Genomic DNA, 22033 nt, shown 5'->3' on the forward strand with positions numbered 1-22033 from the left:
GACCGCCCCGCTTCCCCGCCGTGCTCAGGCCCGTACGGGCACCTGCACCTCCGACGTCACCGGGGCGTCCCAGTCGATGCGGTAGCGCTGCTCGGGGCCGAGGGTCTTCTCCGGGTTGAGGAAGGTCTTCAGCGCCAGCGGCATCATGATCCGCATCATGGTCTTGGCGAACGAGCCGACCGTCTTGCTGTTCGTGGTGCGCTTGCCCCGCAGGATGATCTTCTCGACCCGCTCCCGGCGCAGCTTCTCGTACGCGGCGAAGGCGCTCGGCAGGTCGTCGAAGTCCCGCAGGCAGCGGGCCACCTGGATGGCACTCTCGGTGGCCATCGACGCGCCCTGACCGGAGCTGGGCGACGGCGCGTGGACCGCGTCGCCGACCAGCACCATGCGGCCCCGGTACCAGTGCGGGACCGACGGCATGCTCTCGATCGACCCGATCGAGACCAGGGCCTCCGGGTTGGTGTGCTCGACCACCTGGCGGGCCGGCACGTCGTCGGCGAAGGTGGCGCGCAGCTCGCGCAGCCACTGCGACGCCGCGATCTCGTTGGCCTTGGCGTACGACATCGGGCGCTTGTCCGGCACGTTGGCGAACCAGGCCGTGCGGCCGTCGGGCTGCGCCCAGTAGCCGAAGAAGGCCTTCTTGCCGAAGACGAAGTACATCGAGTCCGGGTCGGCGTCCGGCACCGCGTAGTCGGCGGCGGCACCGAAGTTGAGCAGCGGCATCACCTGGGGGCGCGGCGCGTTCGGGTCGATCAGCGTCCGCACCCGCGAGCGCACGCCGTCGCAGCCGACCAGGACGTCGCCGGTGGCGGTGGTGCCGTCCTCGAATCGGGCGATGACCCCGTCCGCGGTCTCCTCGGCGTCGACCAGGCGCTTGCCGTACTCGACGCGCACGCCCTGCGCCTCCGCCCGCTCGTGCAGCACCCGGGACAGCTCGTCACGCCAGAGACCGAGCGTCGTCGGCTGGACCGAGACGTGCGGAAACTCGCCGATGCGCACCCCGTAGCCGTCGCTGACCACGGTGCGGTTCATCGGCAGGCCGATGGACCGGACGGCGTCGTCGGCGTCCACCAGGCGCATCGCCTCCACCCCGTTGGGGGCGAGCGTCAGGGTGACACCGATGCCGTCGGCCACCGAGGGGTACGCCTCGTAGACCGTTGCCTCGATGCCGGCCTTGCGCAGCGCCATCGCGGCCACCGGGCCGGCGACGCCGCCCCCGATGACCAGCGCCCTCTTTGCGGCTGTCATGTGCGACTCCCCATGGTCTCCTGCCAGGACTTCACGTAGCCCGGGCTGTGAGCGACTGGATCAAGTTCCGTGACTCCATATTGACGTCATTTGTGACGTCAGTCAAGCAGATTTTGACGTCAAAGTGATGTCAGAGTGACGACCCCAGCGTCGTTGCGGCTGTCACGTACGGCTTCCCATGGCTTCCTGCCAGGACTTCACGTAGCCGGGCTCTGCGAGCGACTGGATCAGTTCCGTGACGAACGCGCTCTCCGCCTCCATCACCGCGAGCGCGTACCGCTCCTCGATGAGGAAGTACCAGTCGACGCCCCGGGCAAGGGCCTCGCTGGTGGCGGCGCGACCCTCGTCGATCTTGACGGCCAGCGCCGTCAGCCGCTTCCGCAACACCTCGACCGCATCGTCGGGCGGGAGCAGGCTCAGAAGCGACAGCGCGACCGCGAAGTGCGGGTACTCCTCCCGCGGCTGCGCCAGCAGTGCGCGCAGCCAGTCGTGGAACTCGCGACGCCCCTCGTCGGTGATCCCGTAGACCGTGCGTTCCGGCCGCTGGCCGTCACGCACGGTCTCCCGCTCGACGATGAAGCCCGCCCTCGTGAGCTGCTCGACCACCATGTAGAGCGAACTCCGCGTGTACTTGATGTGGCGGTCCTTGCCACTCTGCTGGAGCCGGCGCCCCAGCTCGTAGGGGTGCAGCGGCTCCATGAGCAGCCAGGCGAGCACGGCCAGCGCCAACGGGTTCGGCACTCGACGACGTCGCTCCACTCGACACTCCTCATAGGTCGACATCGACTATCCAGGATCGACCATTCGATGTCAACCATTTGCGGTCGCCAGGATGCGGACAGTGATCAAGAGTGTGGAGCGCGCCGGCCGACGGCGGCTCGACGCGCCTCCGGGAAGCGGCGACGACCCGCGAGCCCGGGTCCAGCGGCACTCGATCGGGGCACGACACCGCTGCTCGACGCTGGCGCCGGTATCGAAGTCACAGCCCGGCCGCGCCGGGCCCTCGACACCGGCCCTTGGCCCCATTCGCCCCCCCAGCCGGAGGTGACCTCCCCATGGTGGACACGACCAGGTCCCCCGCCGCGGCGGCCGTCGCGCCGCCCCGCATCGATCCGACCGACCGGCTGTTCACCAGCGGGTGGTTCCGCAGCCTGTTCGTGGCGGAGCTCTGGGAACGGTTCGGCTTCTACGGCATGCAGGCCATCCTGGTGCTGTACGCCGTCGCCCCCACCGACCAGGGCGGGCTCGGCCTGAGCGCGGGAAGCGGCGCCGCCCTGTTCGGCGCCTTCATCGGCATCACGTTCATGTTCGCGCTGCCCGGCGGCTGGCTCGCCGACCGGGTGCTCGGCCAGCAGCGCGCGATGGTGGCCGGGCTCGCCCTGATCTCCCTCGGCTGCTTCACCCTCGCGCTGCCGCCGTCCCCGCTGACCCTGTTCGGACTGCTCTTCATCTCCGCCGGCTTCGGGCTGTTCAAGCCGAACCACCAGGCGCTGGTCAACATGCTCGCCGGCACCCCGGGACGGCGCGAGGCCACCCTGGCCGCGTTCTTCGTCGGCATCCAGGCGATCGGCCTGCTGGCGCCGCTGGTGATCGGCGCGATCGGCGAGCGGGTGAGCTGGCGGCTCGCCTTCGCCACGATCGGCGCCGTCGTCGCGGTCGGCGTACTGACCACGGCCGCGGGGCGGCGCGCCCTCGGCACCGCCGGGGCGCAGCGGGCCCGCCCGCTGGCGCCGGCCGAACGCCGAACCCTGCTGCACCGCCTGCTCCCGGTCGTCGGCGTGCTCGTGCTGCTGCTGGTCATCGGCCTGAGCGCCGGGGTGGTCCCGCCGCAGGCCGCGCTCGGCATCGTCGGGCTGCTGCTCATCGCCGCGCCGTGGGGCGCGTACCGGCGGCTGCGCCGCAACCCGGAGCTGACCGCGGACGACCGCTGGCGGCTGTCGGTGATGCTGCGGCTGATGCTGGCCGCCACCATCTTCTGGCTGCTGGCCGGGCAGGACGGCTCGGTGCTGACGCTGTTCGCCAAGGACTCCACCGACCGCACCGTCTTCGGCTTCACCGTCCCGGCGAGCTGGCTGCAGGGCGCCACCCCGCTGTTCATGCTGCTGCTCGCCCCGCTGATCGCCTGGCAGCTCACCCGGCTCGGCGCGCGGGCCGCCGTACCGGACAAGTTCGCCTTCGGTCTCCTGCTCGCCGGCGTCAGCTTCCTGGTGATGACCGCGGCGGCGGCGCTCGCGGCCGACGGCGACCGCGTGTCGCCGCTCTGGCTGCTCACCGTCTACCTGCTGCACGCGCTGGGCGAGATCGTGGTGGCCGCGGTGAGCATCAGCGCCATCGCCGACCTCGTCCCGCGGGCCTTCCTGGGGCAGGCGATCGGGGTCTACTGGCTGTTCGCCGCGCTGGGCGGCGGCCTGAGCAGCCAGGTGGCCGCGCTGATCGACGTGCTCTCCGGGCCGGTGTACTACCTCTCGCTCGCCGTGGTGTCGCTCGCGGTCGGCGCCCTGTTCGTGGCGTTCCGCCGCCGCCTGGGCGCGCCGTTCGTCGACGACGCAACCCGCCCCGCCACGCCGGCGCCCGCGCCCCGCGCCGCCCGCCCCGCGGGCCAGCAGTGACGGCGCCCCAGCGGGCCTCCACGGAGTCTCGACGTCCAGCCGAAAACCTTGGAGCCGGCCCGGACCGGGCCGGCCGGGCACGGAAGGGGTCAGTGGTGACGAAGATCAACCTCGATGACGTACGGCGTCTGCTGCGCGAGAGCGCCGGCGTGGACGAGTCGGTCGACCTCGACGGCGACGTCGGGGACCTGGAGTTCCAGGACCTGGGGTACGACTCGCTCGCGGTGCTGGAGCTGACCGCCCGCATCGAGCAGGAGTACGGGGTGAAGGTCCGCGAGGACGACGTGACGGACCTGACCACCCCGGCCCGCCTCGTCGACTACGTCAACCGGCACGCGGTGGTGCCGTGACGGTGACCGTACGGCCGGTCGGCCCTGGACCGGGCGGGTCGACATGACACCCCTGCTGGTGGCGGTGGCCCTGGTGGCCAACGGCGTGGCGGTGGGGGTCATGGTCTCCACGGTCATCGGCCTGGCGCCGATGACGCTGGCCGTGCCGTACCAGACGTACGTCGGGACCGTGCAGTTCCTCTGGAAGCGGTACGACCCGCTCATGCCGGCGCTGAACGCGACGGCCTGCGTCCTGGACCTGGTGCTCGTCGCCACCTTCGACGACGCCACCGCCCGGGCGCTGTTCGGCACCGCCGGCGCCCTGCTGGTGGTGGTGATGGTGATCTCGGTGGTCAAGAACGTGCCGATCAACCGGTACGTCATGTCGCTGGACCCGCAGCGCCCGCCCGCCGACTGGGCGCGGGCGGACCCGCGGGTCCGCTGGCGGAACTGGAACCTGCTGCGCACGGCGCTGGCCGTGCTGGCGTTCGTCGTGAACGTGAGCGCCGTGGCGGTGCTGCTCGGCGCCACGGCGAGTCCTTGAACCTTCGGAAAGGAGACACCGTGGACGTTGCCGGGAAGAAAGTACTGGTGACCGGCGGCAGCCGGGGCATCGGGCGGGCGATCGTGCTGTCCTTCGCCCGCGCCGGAGCCGACGTCGTGACCTGCTACCGGACGGAGAGCGAGGCGGTCGGCAGCCTCGTCGAGGAACTCAAGGCCACCCCCGGCACCCACCAGGTGGTCCGGGCCGACGTCACCAACGCCGAGGACGTCGCCGCGCTGATCGAGGAGGCCCGGCTGCGGTTCGGGCGCCTCGACGCGGTGGTCAACAACGCGGGCGTGATCAGCCACGTACCGTTCGCCAAGCTCCCGCTGGAGGAGTTCCGGTCGGTCGTCGACAGCAACCTGACCGCCGCCGCCCGGGTGATCCAGGCGGCGCTGCCGCTGCTCGGCGCGGGCTCATCGGTGGTCAACGTCGGCTCCCGGGTGGCCACCGTCGGCATCCCGCTGCGCGCCCACTACACCGCCGCGAAGTCCGGCCTGATCGGGCTCACCCGCTCGCTCGCCAAGGAGCTGGGCCCGCAGGGCATCCGGGTCAACGTGGTGGCCCCCGGCCCGGTGCAGACCGAGGCCGAGACGCCGCCGGCGGTGCTGGAGCGCTACAAGAACCTGATCCCACTGGGCCGCCTCGGCGAGGCCGACGAGATCGCCTCGGTGGTCCGCTTCCTGGCCAGCGACAGCGCGAGCTTCGTCAACGGCGAGACCATCAACGTCGACGGGGGCATCTGATGGCCGCCGACGAGGACCGGTCGGTGGCCTTCCGCGTCATGCTGCGGATGAACATCCACCCCGGCATGGAGCGGGAGTTCGAGCAGACCTGGCACAAGGTCGGCAGCACGATCGTCCAGCACCCCGCGAACCTCGGTCACTGGCTGTCCCGCAGCACCGAGGAGGAGTCCGTCTACTACGTGGTCAGCGACTGGGTCGACGAGCCGCGCTTCCGCGAGTTCGAGCACAGCGACGCGCACGTGGAGCACCGCACCAAGCTGCACCCGTACCGGTCCGGCGGGTCGATGACGACCATGCGCGTCGTGTACGGGATGACCGGCGCGGCGGCCCGGTGACCCGGGCCGTCCCCACCACGGCACGACGAAGGGAGGCACCGACGTGGGTTCGCTCGCCGCGAAACGGATCCTGATCACCGGCGGTACGCGCGGCATCGGCCGGACCACCGCGCTCGCCGCCGCACGGGCCGGCGCCCGCCTGGTGGTCTGCTACGGCCACGACCGCGAGCACGCCGAGGAGTTCGCCCGGGAGCTGGAGAAGGAGGGCGCGGGCCACCGGGTCGTCCAGGCCGACGTCACCGACGAGCAGGACGTGACGCGCCTGCTGGAGGTCTGCCGGGAGACGCTCGGCGGCCTGGACGCCGTGGTGAACAACGCCGGCGTCGACGGGCGGGCCTCCCTGGAGGAGCTGACGCCCGAGGAGTGGACGCGGGTCGTCGACATCAACCTGACCGCCGCGTTCCTGGTGACGAAGGCGGCGCTGCCGCTGATCGTCGACGGTGGCTCGGTCGTCCTCGTCGGCGCGTCGGCCGCGCTGCGCGGGCGGCCGCACAGCGCGCACTACGCGGCGTCGAAGTCGGCGCTGGTCGGACTTACCCGCTCGGTGGCCCGGGAGGTCGGCGACCGGGGCGTCCGGGTCAACACGGTGGCCCCGGGGGTCATCGTCACCGAACCCGGCGGCGGACCACCGCCACCGGTCGCGGAACTCATCAAGGGGATGACCGCGCTGCGCCGGCTGGGCGAACCCGACGAGGTGGCGGGCCCCGTGCTCTTCCTCGTCGGTGACGAGTCCCGCTACGTCAGCGGGAGCATCCTGCACGTGGACGGAGGAATCTGATGCCGTACGCCGCCATCACCTACCAGGTGAAGCCCGGTCACGAGGACGAGATCGCGGAGATCTTCGCGAACTTCCGGCGGGTGGACTCGCCGGTGCTGCGCGACGAGGACGGCACCGAGGTCGGCGAACTGCTCGGCACCGCGGTGTTCATCCGGGACGACCTGATGGTGCGGGTCATCCACTACCAGGGGGACTTCGCCGCCATCGGCCGGCACATGGCGAAGCAGCAGGGCGTGCACACGCTGGAGAGCAAGCTCGCCCCGTACCTCGCCGAGCAGCGGGACACGAAGTCGACCGAGGGCTTCCAGACGTACTTCCGCAACGCCACCATGCGGTGCATCTCGCAGCTGTCGCGCGAGGAGTACGTGCCCCCGCAGCCGAACTGACCACGGCGGAAGCGGCGGACCGATCCCGGTCCGCCGCTTCCCCTATGTACGACGAAGGCCCCGTCCGCCGCGGACGGGGCCTTCGTTCTCGTCGTCAGCCGGCCAGCCGCAGCCGCTCGGCGTCCTCGACGGCCATCTCGTCGACCAGGCCGGTGGTGTGCTTCGCGGCCCGGAAGACCGGGTTCGCCACCACCCGGCGGAGGAAGTCGCGGGTGGTGTGCACCCCACGACCGGTCACCCGGAACTCGGCCAGGGCCCGGTCGACCCGTTCGATGGCCTGGCGCCGGTCCGGCGCCCAGACGGTGACCTTGGCGAGCAGCGGGTCGTAGTCGGCGGTGACCCGGAAGCCCGGGAAGCCGTGGGTGTCCACCCGGACGAACGGCCCGCTCGGCGGCAGGAACTCGTCGAGCACCCCGGGCGTGGGCAGGAAGCCCCGCTCCGGGTCCTCGGCGTTGACCCGCACCTCGATGGCCACGCCCCGCGGCTGCACGTCCTCCTGGGTGACCGACAGCCCGTACCCGGCGGCGACCCGCAGCTGCTCGCGGACCAGGTCGATGCCGGTCACCTGCTCGGTGACCGGATGCTCGACCTGGATCCGGCAGTTGACCTCCATGAAGACGAAGTCGCCGTCGTCGCCGACCAGGAACTCGTACGTGCCGGCGCCGGCGTAGCGCACCTCCCGGGCCGCGTGCACCGCCGCCGCGCGGATCCGCTCGGCCAGCTCGCCGGGCAGGCCCGGCGCGGGTGTCTCCTCGACGAGCTTCTGGCGGCGCCGCTGCACCGAACAGTCGCGCTCCCCCAGGTGGATGACATCACCGTTGCCGTCCCCGAGCACCTGCACCTCGACGTGGCGGGCGTTCTCCAGGAACTTCTCCAGGTAGAGGCGCGGGTCGTTGAAGGTGGCCTGGGCCACCGCCCGCAGCCGGGCCCAGGAGCGGCCGAACTCGCGCGGGTCCCGTACGACGGTCATCCCCCGGCCACCGCCGCCCGCCGTCGCCTTGATGATGACCGGGTAGCCGATGAGCGCGGCGACCTCCCGGGCCTCCTCAAGCGAGGCGGGCGAGCGGGAGCTGCCGGGCAGCACCGGCAGGCCGGCCGCGCGGGCGATCTCGCGGGCCTGCGCCTTGTCGCCGAGGCGGCGCAGCAGCGCGGCCGGCGGGCCGACGAAGGTGAGCCCGTTGGCCTCGCAGATCTCCGCGAAGTCCGGGTCCTCGGAGAGGAACCCGTAGCCGGGGTGCACCGCCTCGGCGCCGCTCTGCAGGGCCGCGGTGACGATGGCGGCAGGGTTCAGGTAGCTGAGCCGGGCCGCCGACGGTCCGATCCGGACGGTCTTGTCCGCGTACCGGGTGATGGCCGAGTCGCGGTCGCTGTCGGAGCAGACCGCGACGGTCCGGATGCCCATCTCCCGGCAGGTCCGCGCGACCCGGAGCGCGATCTCGCCCCGGTTCGCGATCAGCACGGTGGAGAACACGTGTCTTACCTCCTGGTCCGCGTCACGGCGCGTCCGCCTCCGGGGGCGGCGCAAGTACGAAAAGCACCTCGCCGTACTCGACCGGGGTGCCGTCGGCCACGCACACCTCGACCACGCGGCCGGGCCGGTCGGCGTCCACCGGGTTCATGAGCTTCATGGCCTCGACGATCGCGACCTGCTGGCCCGCCGCCACGTCCTGGCCCACCTCGACGAACGGGGGTGCCCCGGGCCCGGGGGCCCGGTAGAAGGTGCCCACCAGCGGCGCCGAGATGGTGAACGTGCCGTCCGCCGGGGGCGCCTCCCCCGGGCCGCCGGCGGCGGCCGGCGGCGCGGCGGGCGCCGCCACCACGACCGGCCCGCCGGCCGGCGTATCCGGCCACTCCAGCGCCACCAGCAGCTCACCGGCCTGCACCCGGACGCTGCGCAACGGCGCCGGGGCGGTACGCGCGAGCTGCGTCGCGTGCCGGCACAGCTCGTCGATGCCGTGTGAGGTCGTGTCGGTCACCTCGTTGGTCATCTCCACCTCGACTCCTCGGTGCCGAACCGCCGGAACCGTCGCCGGCGGCGGGCCACCAGATCCGTCGCCGCGACGGCGGCGATCTCCTGAAGGGACTCGATCAGCGCGGCCCGCAGCAGGTCCGCCGCGGTGACCGGGTCCTCGTGCGCGCCGTCGGGCGGTTCGGGCACCACCGCGTCGACGATGCCGTGACGCAGCAGGTCCCGGGAACCGATCTGCAACGCCGCCGCGGCCCGGGGCGCGGCGGCCGGATCCTTCCAGAGGATCGCGGCGCACCCCTCCGGGCTGATCACGGAGTACATGGCCCCGGCGCAGGCGAGCACGCGGTCGGCGACGGCCAGCGCCAGCGCGCCGCCACTGCCGCCCTCGCCGGTCACCACCGCGACGACCGGCACCGGCAGCCCGGACATCAGGCGGATCGTCTCGGCGATCGCCCACGCCTGCCCACGCTCCTCGGCGTCCACGCCGGGATGGGCTCCCGGGGTGTCCACCAGGGTGACAACCGGCAGGCCCAGCTTGGCGGCGAGCCGCATGAGCCGGGCCGCCTTGCGGTAGCCCTCCGGCAGCGCCATGCCGAAGTTGCGCTGGATGCGCTCGGCCGTGTCCCGGCCCTTCTGGGTGCCGATCACGATCACCGGCCGGCCGTCGAGCCGCCCGATCCCGCCGACGATCGCCGGGCAGTCGCCCGAGCAGCGATCGCCGCGCAGTTCCAGGAAGTCGTCGAAGACCTGGGCGACGTGGTCGAGGGTGGTGGGGCGCTGGGGGTGCCGCGCGGCCGCCACCACGTCGGCGGCCTCGCGGACGGGCAACTCGGCGGGGTCGCGGACGAGGCGTACCCGGGACGGCGCCGTGGCCGCCGGGGTGCCCGGCGCGGCGGCGGCCAGCAGCCGGGCGAGGGTCGGGCGCAGCGCCGAGCGCGCGACCACCGCGTCGAGCAGGCCACGGGCCAGCAGGAACTCGGCGGTCTGGAAGCCCTCCGGGAGTTCGTGGCCGATCGTCTGCTCGATCACCCGCCGCCCGGCGAAGCCGATGCGGGCGCCGGGCTCGGCGATGACGACGTCGCCGAGCGTCGCGAAGGAGGCCGCCACCCCGCCGTACGTCGGGTCGGTGACCAGGCAGATCGTCAGGATGCCCGCCTCGTCCAGCTCGGCCATCGCCTGGCTGGTCTTCGCCATCTGCATCAGGGCGAGCGCGCCCTCCTGCATGCGCGCCCCGCCGGAGGCGGTGACCAGCAGCAGCGGGCGGCGGGTGTCGCGCGCGGTCTCGGCGGCGGCCGTGATGGCCGCGCCGACTCCGACGCCGAGGCTGCCGCCGAGGAACCGGAAGTCCATCACGGCGGCGACCAGCGGGTGGCCCATCAGGGTCCCGGTCACGCACGTGACCGCCTCGGCCAGGCCGGTGGTGCCGCGCGCGGCGCGGAGCCGGTCGGGGTAGGGGTGGGAGTCCACGAAGCCGAGCGGATCCTCGCTCACCGCCGGCGGTTCCAGCGGCTGGACGGATCCCGGGTCCAGCAGTTGCTCGATGCGTTGACCGGCGGTGAGTCGGCTGTGGTGGCCACAGCCGGGACACACCCGCAGGTCCCGGTCGAAGCGCGGGCCGTAGGTCAGGCCCCGGCAGGTGCCGCAGCTGACCCACTCCGGCGCGGGTGGGGGCAGTGTGGAGACGGTCACACCGGCAGCCTGACCCCGCCACCTCAAGGCGTGTTGGACGCGGGCTGAACCGGGGCCCCGCCACCGGCGCCGACGTCCACCGGCTCTCGAGGGCCGGCCGTGATCCTGCTGTGCGGGCGCGGCCGGTCCGGCCGGTCCGGCGCACGGGCGGCACGCCGCCGCCGGAGAGGGAGGACGCGGATGCCGAGCGACCGGGCGGTGGGCCGGGAGCCCACCGACACGTACGACGAGACGACCTCCGTCCTGGTGGTCGGTGGTGGCTACGCCGGCCTCGCGTCGGCGCTGTTCCTCGCCCATCACGGGGTGGCGTCGGTGCTGGTGGACCGGCACCCGGGCATCTCGGTGCAGGGCCGGGCGCGGGGGATCAACCAGCGGACGATGGAGCTCTACCGGCCGCTCGGTGTCGAGGACCGGATCCGGCGGGCCGGCCGGCCGTTCGACGACGAGGCGGGCGTGGTCCGCTGCGAGACGCTCAGCGGGGAGTGGACCTGGCTGCTGGCCGACGACACGCGCAAGCCGCTGCCCGAGCTGACGCCGGCCGAGTTCGTGATGGCGGACCAGCGCAGTGTGGAGCCGATCCTGGTCGACGCGGCCCGCGAGCGCGGGGCGGACATCCGCTTCGGCACCCGCTGCGTGTCGGTGGAGGCCGACGACGACGGCGTGACCGCGGTGATCGAGGACGTCGCGAGCGGCGACCGCCGGACGGTCCGGTCCCGCTACCTGGTCGCCGCGGACGGCTTCCGGGGCCGGGTCCGGGAGGCGGTCGGGATCGACCGCGCCGGTCCGGGCGTCACGCAGCACTGGGTGACGTTCCTGGTACGGGCCGACCTCACCGGGATCGTCCGCCAGCGGGCGATGTTCTGGATCGTGGTGAACGACGAGCTCGGGCTGGGGTCGTTCCTGACCACCTCGGTCCCGGACCAGTGGGCGATGAGCGTGAGCTTCGACCCGGCGCAGACCCCGGCGGCGTCGTTCACCCCCGACCGCTGCCGGGAGCTGGCCCGGTCGTTCCTCGGGACCGACCGGCCGGTGGAGGTGCTCGACGTCGCCGCCTGGGAGGAGGCGGTCGGGGTCGCCGACCGGTTCCGGGCCGGGCGGGTGTTCCTCGTCGGCGACAGCGCGCACGTCTGGCCGCCGGCCGGTGCGATGGGCGCCAACGCGGCCGTCCAGGACGCCCACAACCTGGCCTGGAAGCTCGCCGGCGTGCTCGGCGGGTGGGCGGGCGAGGGCCTGCTCGACACGTACGAGGCGGAGCGCCGGCCGGTCGCGCTCGCCCTGGCCGACATCACCGTCGCGCGGCAGCGGGCCCGCTTCGGCGAGGACCCGGGGACCGAGGACGTCGACGACGTGCTCTGCACCCTCGGGCAGCGGTACCGGTCGACCGCGACGGTCGGCGCGGCGCACGACACGGTGTACGGGCGGGAGCTGACCGCGCGCGCCGAGCCCGGCCAGCGGGCGCCGCACCTGTGGCTGGACCGCGGCGGGCGGCGCATCTCGGTGCACGACCTCTGCCACGACGCGTTCGTGCTGCTGACCGGGAGCGCGGCGGTCCGCTGGGACGGGGTCGGGTCGCTCGTGGCGCGGGAGCTTTCGGTGCCGCTGCGGGCGTACCGGATCGGGTCGGCGGCGGCCGGCGCGGACCTGGTCGACGTCGAGGGCGTCTTCGCGGCCCGGTACGACGCCGGCGGGGCGACGCTGCTGCGCCCGGACGGCCACGTGGCCTGGTGTTGCGGCGACGCGGTGGTCGATCCCGCCGCCGCGCTGCGCGAGGCCCTGCGTACGGTGCTCGGCCGGAGCGGCTGACGCGGAAGCGCGCGGTCCGGTGTGGACCGCGCGCGGTGCGTTCGATCCGGTGGGCGATCCCGAGCGCCCACCGGATCAGTACGTGGCGGTGACCTCGTAGATGCCGAACGGGCGGGGGCCGGGCACGCGCTGGTAGTCGCGCAGGGGCGCGGTGGTGTCCCGATGCGCCGCGCCGGCCTCCCAGGCGCGGAAGGCGTCCAGGCTGACCCACTCGCTCATCACGACGAACGCGCGGTCGTCGTCGGCCGCGCGGAGCAGCTCGTTGCGCAGCAGGCCGGGCGTGCCGGCCAGGTCGCGGCTGATGCGGTGGTACGCGGTCGCCACCGCGTCCGGCTCGCCGGAGGGCGCGGCGGCGTAGACCAGGACCCGGACCCGGTGCGGTCCGGCCGGTGCGGCCTCATCCGGTCCGGCCTCGTCGGACGTCGGCCGTGCCACCTGGTCGGACATGCGGGCCACCCCTCCCTCGCGCGCCACGACGTGGCGGCGGTCCCGCCCGGGATCGCGTCCACAGCACACCCCGACCCGCTGGGGCGCGGCTGAAGCCGGGCTGGGTCTCCGGGCCCCGGCCGGCCGGTTCTCGAGGCGGACTCGACATCCGCCGGACGCCGGCACGGGCGGAAATAGGAGGCGTCAGCATCATTCCCGCCGAGCGGCGCAAAAAGGACAACATAGATGACGGTTTTTGTCCAGAGTGCCGCTGGAACTACGGATTAGTTGCCACTCACCCGATCCCACTGGACGCTAAGCGACATTTTGTCGACCCCTCCGCGCCGCGCGCGATTAGCACGGAACCTACCCGCAGGAAACGTCGGACAGTTGACCCACGAAACCTTGACCGTGCTGGGGTCGCAACTTACAGTCTGTAGCAGTTGCGCCACGGAGCATGTCGATCATGCCGCCGAAAGGCGGGACAAAGTGTCTGGGGGTTGTTCCACCACCACAATTGCCCGTCGATGTCCCGCTTTTCGGACCAGCGTTAACGCGCACCATTTCCTGGGGGAGCTGAATGGTGTTCCGCATTCTTGGCCCACTGTCCGTTACTCACGAGGACCGGGATATCACCCCGACCGCACCGAAGGTTCGCCAGGTCTTGGCTTTTCTTCTGGTGCGCCGTAACCAAGTCGTGCAGGTCAGCGAATTCGTTGACGAATTATGGGGGGACAATCCCCCGGACAGCGCGATGACAACTCTCCAGACGTACATCTACAAGCTGCGCAAGGACGTGCTGGACCCGTCCGGGCTGGCGCGGCTACACACCCAGTCCTGCGGCTACCTGCTGGACGTCAACGACGATGACATCGACGTATGTCACTTCGAGCGGCTCGCCCAGCAGGGCCGACTCGAACGGGAGCGCGGTGACGCGCAACGCGCCAGCGACCTGCTCACCGAAGCGCTGGCCCTCTGGCGGGCCCCCGCTCTGCTCGGGGTCAACGCCGGCGAGATCCTCTCCGCCCACATGACCCGCCTGGAGGAGAACAAGCTCCGGGTGCTCGGCATGCGCATCGAAGCGGACATGCAGCTCGGCCGGTACGAGGAACTGATCAGCGAACTGAAGGAACTGGTCCGCAGCTATCCGCTGCACGAGCGGTTCCACGCCAACCTGATGACCGCGCTGGACCGGTCGGGCCGGCGGTACGAGGCCTTCGAGGTCTACCGGCGGCTGCGGGAACTGCTCATCGACGAACTCGGGCTGGAACCGTCCCCGGCCGTCCAGCGGCTGCACCGGTCCCTGCTCAACGCCGAGCCGACCGAGAACCGGCCGACACCCCGCCCGGCGGCGTCCGCCGAGCGTGCCCCGGCCCGTACGGCGGTGCCCGCGCAGCTGCCACCGGACGTACCCGACTTCACCGGCCGGGAGGCCGTGGTGCGGCAGGTCCGTGCCGTCCTCGCCGCCGCGCAGGAACACCGCACCGCGCCCGCCGCCGTCTCCATCTGCGGGTTGACCGGTGTCGGCAAGACGACCCTGGCGCTGCACGTCGGGCACCTGGAGAAGGCCCGGTACCCGCACGGGCAGCTCTTCGCCGACCTGCGGGGATCGTCCCGCAACCCGACCTCACAGCTGGACGTCCTCGCCGCGTTCCTGCGGGCGCTCGGCGTGCCGGAGCAGCAGATCCCGCCGACCGTGGAGGAGCGCAGCAGCCTCTACCGCACCTGGAGCAACGGCCGGCGACTCCTGGTGGTCCTCGACGACGCGGCCTCCGCCTCCCAGATCGCCCCGCTCGTGCCGGCGACGCCGGAGAGCGCGGTCGTGGTGACCAGCCGGTGGGGCTTGCAGGTCCTGCCCGGCGTCAAGGTCACCAAGCTCGACGTGATGACCACCGGCGAGGCCGTGGCCCTGCTGCGGGCCATGGTGGGCACGTCTCGGGTGAACGCCGAGCTCGAGGAGGCCGAGCGGATCGCCGACCGGTGCGGCCACCTGCCGCTGGCGCTGCGCTGCGTCGGCGCCCGGCTCGCCGCGGCACCGACGTGGTCGCTGCGGAAGATGGCCAGCCTGATCGAGTCCGGGCCGGCCGCGTTGGACCAGCTGCGGTTCGCCGAATTCGACGTCCGCAACAACTACGACGAGACCTACTACGGGCTGGAGCCGCACGACCGCAGCGCCCTGCGCCTGCTCAGTCTGCTGCCGCCACCGCACTTCACCGCCGCCACCGCGGCCAACCTGCTCGGCAGCGCCGCCGACGCCGTGGAGACGCAGCTCGGCCGCCTGGTCGCCTGCAACCTCCTGGAGGCGCGGGCGGACGAGGGTGTGGTCCGCTACCAGCTGCACCGGCTGACCCGCCTGTACGCGCGGGAACGCCTCAACCACGAGTTCATCGAGCCACGGCTCGGTTCGAACGCCTGAGACCGCGGACGGGTGCCGGAGTCAGACGCACCACCGACCGGCCGTCCCGCCGGTGTGGCACCGTCACCCGCCCGTCCCGTCCCGCCGCCCGGCCGTCCCGCTGCGGCGGCCACCGCCCGCCACCGGACCGCCGGACCGGGTCACCGCCCGTCAACCCGTGCGGCGTGGGCTGCCGTCTCAGCCGCTGTCGAGCTGCCCCACGCATAGGACCGCCCCATCCATGAGGGCAGCTCGACAGGACGACGGTCAGGGTGCCGCCGGGTCGCACACTGGCGCGGGGCCACGGGCGGTGACCGCCGGGCGGTCACCGCCCGCCGGCGGTCCGGACGATCTCGCCGTTGACGTTGCCGTTCGCGGCCGACCCGAGGAAGACCACCAGCCGGGCCACGTCCTCCGCCGTGCTGAGGCGGCCGCTGGGGGTGTCCCGGGCGGCCTGCGCGACCAGCTCCGGGTCGACGTTGTCGAGGCTCTCGGTCAGCGTCCCGCCGGGGGCGACCACGTTGGCCAGCACGCCGTCCCGCGTCCACATCAGCCCCCGGACGAAGCCGTGCAGCGCCGCCTTGGCGGCCCCGTAGACCTCCGATCCCGGGTTGCCGTGCAGGGCGGTGACCGAGGAGAGCAGGACCACGCGGCCCCACCCGCGCCGGCGCATCCCGCCGAGCACCTCGCGCACCGTCCACAGGTGGCCCTCGACGTTCTCCCGGAACCGCCCCAGCCACTCCTCCAGCGGCAGGTCCTCGTACGCCGGGAGGTCCTCCGGGTTGATCCACACCCAGGTCTGGGCGTTGGCCACCAGGACGTCGACCCCGCCCCAGCGCTCCTCCACCCGGCGCACCGCCGCCCGTACCGAGGCGGGATCGGCGAGGTCGTACGGCACCGCGAGCGCCCGCTCCTCCCCGCCGAGCTCCTTGACCACCTGCTCGGCGGCCGCCTCCGAGGTGTGGTACGTGACGGCGACCCGGGCGCCCTCGTCGGCGAAGGCCCGTGCGGTGGCCCGGCCGATGCCCCGGGTCGCCCCGGTCACCAGCACCCGCTTGTCCGTCAGGCCGAGATCCATGGCGTACCCCTCACACGATGTCGCTGACCGGCACGGCCGTGCCAGGGGGTCAATCTCCGCCGCCGGGCTCGACGCCGGCTCGGGACGGCGCCACCAGGGCCGGCGTCTGCTCCAGCCGGGGTCAAGCCGCCCCCGATAGCGTCCGCCGCGACCATCCCGCCTGGACTTAAGGACGGCCGATGCCGCTGCACGACGAACTGCGGGAGATCCGCGATCCGGTGCTGCGCAAGGTGCAGGACCACCCCTTCTGGTCGGGGATCCGGGACGGGTCACTGCCACCGGCGGCGCTGGCCCACTTCCTCGCGCAGGACACCGGGTACCTGCTCCCGACGTACGCCCGGGCGTTGGCCCGCTGCGCGGCGGCGGCCGACGACGACGCGCACACCCTGCTGCTCGGCCAGTCGGTGGCCGGGACCCTGGACGCGCGCGACCGGCTGCGCGCCAACAGCTCCGCCCTGGCCGCGACGACCGGCCTGCCGGAGACCCTCGGCGAGCCACCGATCGACCCGGTCACCCGGGCGCACACCGCGTTCCTCACCGCCGCGACGGCCGACTCCTTCGCCGGCGGGGTGGGCGCCCTGCTGCCGATGGTGTGGTTCAACGCCGAGGTCTCCGACCGGCTGCTGCGCGACACCGTGCCCGGATCGCGCTACCGGCCGTGGGTGGAGGCCTACCACCCCGGGGAGTCCTACCGGTACGCGGTGCAGGCCTTCCTGGACATGGCCGACGACGTCGGCAAGAACGGTACGGCCCGGCAGCGGGCCGAACTCATCGAGCGGTTCTCCATCAGCATCCGTTACGAATGGGCATTCGCCGAGTCCTGCACCGCGTCCCTCTCCGACGACGGGGACCGGCGGCTGCCGTTCGAGGAGTCAACGAGAGAGGGCACGAGATGACTGCCCAGGCCCCGATCCCCTACCCCTTCCCGTGGACCCCGCCGATGGAGGTCCCGGAGGCGCTGCGCGGCCTGCGGGAGCAGGCCCTCGTCGAGGTGCGCCTGCCCAGCGGCGACACCGCCGTGATGGTGACCCGCTACGCCGACGTCCGCAGCCTCTTCGCCGACCCCCGGCTGAGCAAGAACGTCGCCCGCCCGGACGTCGCCCGCATCGCCGCCGACAACGAGCTGTTCGTCGACCCGAAGATCGACGGCGACCCGCCCCACCACACCCGGATGCGGGGGCTGGTCACCCGGGCGTTCACCGCCCGCCGGATCGAGCTGCTCCGCCCGTACGCCCAGGAGGTCACCGACGAGCTGCTGGACGCGTTGGCGGCCGGCCCGAAGCCGACCGACCTGAACGAGGCGCTCGCCTTCCCGCTGCCGATCCTGGTGATCTGCAAGCTGCTCGGCATCCCGCCCGAGGACCGCAACCGGTTCCGCTCGCTGGTCGACGGCTTCCTGTCGGTCACCAAGCTGCCGCCGGACGAGGTGGAGCGGTGCCGCAGCGAGCTGTGGCAGTACCTGGTCGAGCTGATCGAGTACAAGCGGGCCAACCCCGGCGAGGACGACCTCATCACCAGCCTGATCAAGGTCCGCGACGAGGACGACAACCGGCTGTCCGAGTACGAGCTGCACCACTGGACGCGGAGCCTGCTCATCGCCGGGTACGTCACCACGGCCAGCCAGATCGGCACCGGCACCGCCGTGCTGCTGCACCGGCAGGACCTGGTCAAGGAGATCCGGGCGGACTACTCGTTGGTCCCGTCGGCGGTGGAGGAGCTGCTGCGTACGCAGATCATGGGCTCCTCGATCGGCACCCTGCGGTACGCGCTGGAGGACATCGAGCTGTCCGACGGCACGATCCTCAAGAAGGGGTCCAGCGTGCTGCTCTCCGAGGAGTCGGCCAACATGGACGAGGAGGTCTTCACCGACCCGTTCACGCTGGACATCCGCCGCCCGGAGAACCACCACATGACCTTCGGAGCGGGCATCCACTACTGCGTCGGCGCGGCGCTGGCCCGGATGGAGCTCCAGGTCGCCACGGAGACGCTGCTGCGCCGGTTCCCGGACATCCGGCTGGCCGTGCCGGCTGCCCGGCTCCCCCGCGCCCTCGGCGGCTTCATGGAGGGCTTCAGCGAGGTCCCGGTGACCTGGTGAACCGCCACGCGCTGGTCACCGGCGCCAACCGGGGCATCGGCCGGGCGGTCGCCGCCGAGCTGCACGCCCGCGGGCTGGCGCTCACGGTGACCGCCCGCGACGCGTCGGCCGCCGCCGGCACGGCGGCCGAGCTGGGTTCCGGCGTACGCGGGCAGCAGCTCGACGTGACCGACCCCGGCAGCGTCGGCAAGGCGGCCGCCGCGGTCGGGCCGGTCGACATCCTGGTCTGCAACGCCGGCGTGCTGCTCGACGCCGGCACCGACCCGCTCACCGCCCCCGTCGACCTGGTCGAGGAGACGCTGCGGGTCAACCTCCTGGGCACCTGGCGGATGCTCCAGGCGTTCGTGCCGGCCATGGTCGAGCGGGGCTGGGGGCGGGTGGTGGTGGTCTCCAGCGGCACCACCGCCGAGTTCGGCGGAGCCCTCTTCGGCGGCGCCCCCGGCTACTCGCTGTCCAAGAGCGCCCTGAACGGGCTCACCACCCTGGTCGCCGGGCAGACCGCCGGCACCGGGGTGCTGGTCAACGCGGTCAACCCCGGGCGGGTCCGGACCCGGATGATGCCGCGCATGACGACCCCGCCGGAGGTGCCGGCCCGGTTCATCGCCGACGCGGCCACCCTCCCCGACGACGGGCCGACCGGACAGTTCCTCACCGAGCGACACGTCCCGCGGTAGGGCGGGACGCCTTCCACCGAGCGGGACCCTTCGACCAACAGGAGACCGACCATGCAGATCGACCTGTCCGGCAAGAAGGCGGTGGTCACCGGGGCCGGCGCCGGCATCGGGCTCGCCGTGGTGCGGGCGCTCGCCGCCGCGGGCGCCGACGTCTACGGCGGCGCCCGGACCGTCAGCCCCGAGCTGAAGGAGGCCACGCCGCACACCCTCACCGTGGACCTGGTCACCGAGGAGGGGCCGCAGCTGCTGGTGGAGCGGGCGCTCACCGAGTTCGGCGGCATCGACATCCTGGTCAACAACGTCGGCGGCGGCGTCATGCTCGCCCCCGGCTTCCGGGACATCACCGACGACGTGTGGCGGCAGACCTTCGAGCTGAACGTCATGACGACGATCCGGGCGACCCGGGCCGCGCTGCCGAGCCTCGTCGAGCGCAAGGGCACGATCGTCAACATCGGATCGATGAACGGCACGATGGCCGACCCCCGGCTCGCGCACTACTCGGCCGCCAAGGCCGCCGTCGCCAACATCGGCAAGGCGCTGTCGGCGGAGTTCGCCGCCCAGGGCGTACGGGTCAACACCATCTCCCCCGGTCCGGTGAAGACCCGGCTGTGGACCAACCCGCACATCGCGGAGAAGGCCGGGATGACGCCGGACGAGTTCGTGGCGATGGTGCCGAAGATGGCCGGCCTCGCCACCGGCGAGATGATCGAGCCGGAGGAGATCGCCGCGCTGGTCGTCCTGTTCGCCTCCGGGCGGATCCGCAGCGTCACCGGGGTCGACCTGCCGATCGACGCCGGCATGGCACCCCCGTCGCGCTACCAGCGCCCCAACTGACCTTCGCTCACGACCCGGCCCCCGGCGCCGCTCGCGCCGGGGGCCGTTAGTAGGGGGCCCTTCTTCTACCGCAGGCGTTAAGAAGGGCCCCTTCCTTACACGTCAGGCCGGCGCGCGGAGGCGTTCGGCGTGGCGGACCAGGTCGGTGCCGTCGAGTACCGTCTCGGCCGGGCCGACCAGGTTGACCCGCCGGCAGAACGCCCGGCCCAGTTCGAGGTCGTGCAGCACGCCGCCGGAGAGGGCCTCCGCGATCAGGTCCTGGCGGGCCATCTCCGCCTTGTCCTCGTCCGGCACCGGCTGGCCGGTGATCCGGTAGATGCGGGCGCGGTCCATCGCCGCCGACTCCCGGTAGACCGCGTCAGCCTCCCGGGCGGTCGCCGCGTCGTACGCCAGGGCCGTCGCGACCGGGTCACCGCCGCCGACGTCCACCGCCTCGGCGGCGGCGAACGCGTACGTGAGCGCCATCGCCGAACCCCAGCCGTACGCCGGATTGCTCGCGCAGAGGGAGTCGCCGGCCGAGAGCAGGCCGAGGACGACGGGCTGGCCGTCGACCACGTACCGCCGGCGCAGGCTGCGGTTGCCCGCCATCACCTGGACGCCTTCGAGGGGAGTGCCGTTGGCCGGGTCCACCCAGGGCGCCAGCGCCGGGATGCCTCGCGCCACCGCCTCCCAGATGGAGGTGTGCCGCAGCGCGCGGGCGTTGCGGTTGTCCGGATGGCACTCGAAGGAGAACGCGTACGTGTCGTGGTCGCCGGGGAAGCCGATGAACCAGCCGTCGGCGAACTCGCCACGCAGCGTGGACACCGAGGTCCGGGGCAGCTCGCAGGTGTCGGTGAAGCGGAAGTAGCGGCTGTAGTAGACGGTCTCGCAGTCCTGCACCTCGGTGGGCACGCGGATCCCCTCGGCCGCAAGCCAGCGGGACACCGGAGACCGCTGGCCCAGGCAGTCCAGCACGACGTCGGCGGTGAGCTGGTCGCCGTCGGCGAGGCGTACCGAGGTCACCCGGGGGCCGGCGCTCGTCCAGTCGAAGCACAGGCCGTTCGCGACCGCCGGGCAGCGGAACTCGACGCCCGGCTCCTCCTCGGCGGTGAGCCGCAGCGCCAGCTCGAAGACCGCCCGTCGGGCCCACACGTTGGTGAACGTGTCGTCGGCGGGGACCCACTGGTCCTCCGGGATGAGCCGCTTGAACAGGTTCATCTCCTCGACGCCGCTCGCCCGCAGCCGGGCCAGGACGTCGGGCGCGTGCCGCAGCAGCAGGTTGCGGGCGCGGGCGGAGAAGCCGTGCGGCAGCCGGAACTGCGGCACCCCGCGGCGCGGCCAGTGCAGGAACGGGTCCGCGGTGGGGTCGGCCGGCGGCGGGTCGCGTTCCACCACGGTCACCGGGTGGCCGCGCCGGGCGAGCGCGATCGCGGCGGACGTGCCGGCGATGCCGCCGCCGAGGACGAGGACGCGCTGGCTCATCAGCCCTCCCGCCTTCCCGTACGCGCGGTCACCGGCGCCACTGCACGACGTCGTCGAGCGGCTTGCGGCGCGCCGCGTTCGGCGGCACCGGCATCCGCTTGCTGCGGTCCTCGTGGCCGAGGGTGATGATGCCGGTCAGGGACACGTCGGCCGGCAGGTCCACCACGTTGGCGAGCGCGCTCAGCTCGTCGGTGTAGACGGAGCTGACGAACCCGGTGCCGAGGCCCTCGTTGATGGCCGCGAGCTGGAGCAGCATGAACAGCGCTCCGCAGTCGAACCACCAGAACGGCACCGGCCAGGGGATCTCCGACCAACCCGGCCGGACGTCCTCGCCGCCGTACCGCTCGTGGTAGGACGCCTCCCGGGTGGCGACGTAGATGTGCACCGGGGCCGACGCGATCCAGCGGGGGAAGCCCAGCTCGACGTAGCGGGCCTCGGCGATGTCGGCGGCCTTCTGCCGCAGCCCCGGGTCGGTGACCACGACGAGGCGGTACCCCTGGCTGAAGCCGGCGCTCGGGGCCCGCCGTACGGCCGCCACGATCCGGTCGAGGGCCTCGTCGGCGACGGGCTGGTCGGTGTAGCTGCGCACCATCTGGCGGCGGCGCAGCACGTCGGGAAAGTCCATGGAAACTCC

General features: G+C 72.8%; 22 protein-coding genes. 13 read left to right on the forward strand and 9 right to left on the reverse strand.

Annotated features, from left to right (window positions below; all coding sequences use genetic code 11):
• Positions 1–24: 24 nt before the first annotated feature.
• Both ACTMS0_RS12125 and ACTMS0_RS12130 read right to left on the reverse strand, forming a co-directional pair.
• Positions 25–1248 carry an FAD-dependent monooxygenase gene (locus tag ACTMS0_RS12125; RefSeq protein ID WP_441155238.1) on the reverse strand — a complete coding sequence of 408 codons (1224 nt, stop codon included), beginning with the start codon at positions 1246–1248 and terminating at the stop codon, positions 25–27.
• A gap of 162 nt (positions 1249–1410) precedes the next feature.
• Entirely contained in the window at positions 1411–2007 is a 597-nt protein-coding gene (locus ACTMS0_RS12130; RefSeq protein WP_441155239.1) for a PadR family transcriptional regulator, read from the reverse strand.
• Positions 2008–2303: 296 nt separating this feature from the next.
• Between ACTMS0_RS12130 and ACTMS0_RS12135 the strand changes: the two genes are divergently transcribed.
• The 7 genes from ACTMS0_RS12135 (at position 2304) to ACTMS0_RS12165 (ending at position 6975) form a co-directional block, all read left to right on the forward strand.
• Entirely contained in the window at positions 2304–3857 is a 1554-nt protein-coding gene (locus tag ACTMS0_RS12135) for a peptide MFS transporter (protein ID WP_441155240.1), read from the forward strand.
• A gap of 95 nt (positions 3858–3952) precedes the next feature.
• Positions 3953–4207 carry an acyl carrier protein gene (locus ACTMS0_RS12140; RefSeq protein ID WP_441155241.1) on the forward strand — a complete coding sequence of 85 codons (255 nt, stop codon included), beginning with the start codon at positions 3953–3955 and terminating at the stop codon, positions 4205–4207.
• Between the two features lie 43 nt (positions 4208–4250).
• A complete protein-coding gene (locus ACTMS0_RS12145; protein ID WP_441155242.1) occupies positions 4251–4730 on the forward strand; it encodes an anthrone oxygenase family protein in 480 nt (159 codons plus the stop codon).
• Positions 4731–4750: 20 nt separating this feature from the next.
• Positions 4751–5476: an SDR family NAD(P)-dependent oxidoreductase gene (locus tag ACTMS0_RS12150; protein WP_441155243.1), complete on the forward strand. Its 726-nt coding sequence runs from the start codon at positions 4751–4753 to the stop codon at positions 5474–5476.
• The gene (locus ACTMS0_RS12155) at positions 5476–5811 is read left to right on the forward strand and encodes an antibiotic biosynthesis monooxygenase family protein (RefSeq protein WP_441155244.1); all 336 of its coding nucleotides are present in this window, start codon (positions 5476–5478) and stop codon (positions 5809–5811) included. The genes ACTMS0_RS12150 and ACTMS0_RS12155 overlap by 1 nt, the downstream gene beginning before the upstream one ends.
• Before the next feature lie 43 nt (positions 5812–5854).
• Positions 5855–6589: an SDR family NAD(P)-dependent oxidoreductase gene (locus ACTMS0_RS12160; RefSeq protein ID WP_441155245.1), complete on the forward strand. Its 735-nt coding sequence runs from the start codon at positions 5855–5857 to the stop codon at positions 6587–6589.
• On the forward strand, positions 6589–6975 hold the full coding sequence (locus tag ACTMS0_RS12165) for a SchA/CurD-like domain-containing protein (RefSeq protein ID WP_441155246.1): 387 nt from the start codon (positions 6589–6591) through the stop codon (positions 6973–6975). The genes ACTMS0_RS12160 and ACTMS0_RS12165 overlap by 1 nt, the downstream gene beginning before the upstream one ends.
• Positions 6976–7069: 94 nt before the next feature.
• Here the strand turns inward: ACTMS0_RS12165 and ACTMS0_RS12170 are convergent, their stop codons facing one another.
• The 3 genes from ACTMS0_RS12170 to ACTMS0_RS12180 are packed head-to-tail and all read right to left on the reverse strand — an operon-like array spanning position 7070 to position 10633.
• Entirely contained in the window at positions 7070–8446 is a 1377-nt protein-coding gene (locus ACTMS0_RS12170) for an acetyl-CoA carboxylase biotin carboxylase subunit (protein ID WP_441155247.1), read from the reverse strand.
• 22 nt (positions 8447–8468) lie between these two features.
• The gene (locus tag ACTMS0_RS12175; protein ID WP_441155575.1) at positions 8469–8963 is read right to left on the reverse strand and encodes an acetyl-CoA carboxylase biotin carboxyl carrier protein; all 495 of its coding nucleotides are present in this window, start codon (positions 8961–8963) and stop codon (positions 8469–8471) included.
• Positions 8960–10633, reverse strand: coding sequence for an acetyl-CoA carboxylase carboxyltransferase subunit alpha (locus ACTMS0_RS12180; RefSeq protein ID WP_441155248.1), 1674 nt, complete (start codon positions 10631–10633; stop codon positions 8960–8962). The genes ACTMS0_RS12175 and ACTMS0_RS12180 overlap by 4 nt, the downstream gene beginning before the upstream one ends.
• A gap of 180 nt (positions 10634–10813) precedes the next feature.
• On the opposite strand from ACTMS0_RS12180, the gene ACTMS0_RS12185 reads away from it, so the two are divergent.
• Complete coding sequence (locus tag ACTMS0_RS12185; protein WP_441155249.1) at positions 10814–12436, forward strand: FAD-dependent monooxygenase; 1623 nt, start codon at positions 10814–10816, stop codon at positions 12434–12436.
• A 75-nt stretch (positions 12437–12511) separates the two neighbouring features.
• Here ACTMS0_RS12185 and ACTMS0_RS12190 read toward each other — a convergent pair whose 3' ends face one another.
• Positions 12512–12883 (reverse strand): antibiotic biosynthesis monooxygenase family protein, encoded by a 372-nt coding sequence (locus ACTMS0_RS12190; RefSeq protein ID WP_441155250.1) that lies wholly within the window; start codon positions 12881–12883, stop codon positions 12512–12514.
• A gap of 559 nt (positions 12884–13442) precedes the next feature.
• On the opposite strand from ACTMS0_RS12190, the gene ACTMS0_RS12195 reads away from it, so the two are divergent.
• Entirely contained in the window at positions 13443–15278 is a 1836-nt protein-coding gene (locus ACTMS0_RS12195) for a BTAD domain-containing putative transcriptional regulator (RefSeq protein WP_441155251.1), read from the forward strand.
• Positions 15279–15582: 304 nt separating this feature from the next.
• On the opposite strand, the gene ACTMS0_RS12200 is transcribed toward ACTMS0_RS12195, so the two are convergent.
• The gene (locus ACTMS0_RS12200; RefSeq protein ID WP_366597737.1) at positions 15583–16335 is read right to left on the reverse strand and encodes an SDR family NAD(P)-dependent oxidoreductase; all 753 of its coding nucleotides are present in this window, start codon (positions 16333–16335) and stop codon (positions 15583–15585) included.
• Between the two features lie 179 nt (positions 16336–16514).
• Between ACTMS0_RS12200 and ACTMS0_RS12205 the strand changes: the two genes are divergently transcribed.
• The 4 genes from ACTMS0_RS12205 to ACTMS0_RS12220 are packed head-to-tail and all read left to right on the forward strand — an operon-like array spanning position 16515 to position 19938.
• Positions 16515–17231: a TenA family protein gene (locus tag ACTMS0_RS12205; RefSeq protein WP_441155252.1), complete on the forward strand. Its 717-nt coding sequence runs from the start codon at positions 16515–16517 to the stop codon at positions 17229–17231.
• Complete coding sequence (locus tag ACTMS0_RS12210) at positions 17228–18430, forward strand: cytochrome P450 (protein WP_441155253.1); 1203 nt, start codon at positions 17228–17230, stop codon at positions 18428–18430. The genes ACTMS0_RS12205 and ACTMS0_RS12210 overlap by 4 nt, the downstream gene beginning before the upstream one ends.
• Positions 18427–19104: an SDR family NAD(P)-dependent oxidoreductase gene (locus tag ACTMS0_RS12215; RefSeq protein WP_441155254.1), complete on the forward strand. Its 678-nt coding sequence runs from the start codon at positions 18427–18429 to the stop codon at positions 19102–19104. The genes ACTMS0_RS12210 and ACTMS0_RS12215 overlap by 4 nt, the downstream gene beginning before the upstream one ends.
• A gap of 51 nt (positions 19105–19155) precedes the next feature.
• The gene (locus ACTMS0_RS12220) at positions 19156–19938 is read left to right on the forward strand and encodes an SDR family NAD(P)-dependent oxidoreductase (RefSeq protein ID WP_441155255.1); all 783 of its coding nucleotides are present in this window, start codon (positions 19156–19158) and stop codon (positions 19936–19938) included.
• A gap of 102 nt (positions 19939–20040) precedes the next feature.
• Here the strand turns inward: ACTMS0_RS12220 and ACTMS0_RS12225 are convergent, their stop codons facing one another.
• Together ACTMS0_RS12225 and ACTMS0_RS12230 are read right to left on the reverse strand one after the other, a co-directional pair.
• Positions 20041–21399: an NAD(P)/FAD-dependent oxidoreductase gene (locus ACTMS0_RS12225; RefSeq protein ID WP_441155256.1), complete on the reverse strand. Its 1359-nt coding sequence runs from the start codon at positions 21397–21399 to the stop codon at positions 20041–20043.
• A gap of 28 nt (positions 21400–21427) precedes the next feature.
• A complete protein-coding gene (locus ACTMS0_RS12230) occupies positions 21428–22024 on the reverse strand; it encodes a nitroreductase family protein (protein ID WP_441155257.1) in 597 nt (198 codons plus the stop codon).
• Positions 22025–22033 lie beyond the last annotated feature (9 nt).

The sequence above is a fragment of the Micromonospora sp. H33 genome, from assembly GCF_052068455.1.
GTDB lineage: Bacteria > Actinomycetota > Actinomycetes > Mycobacteriales > Micromonosporaceae > Micromonospora.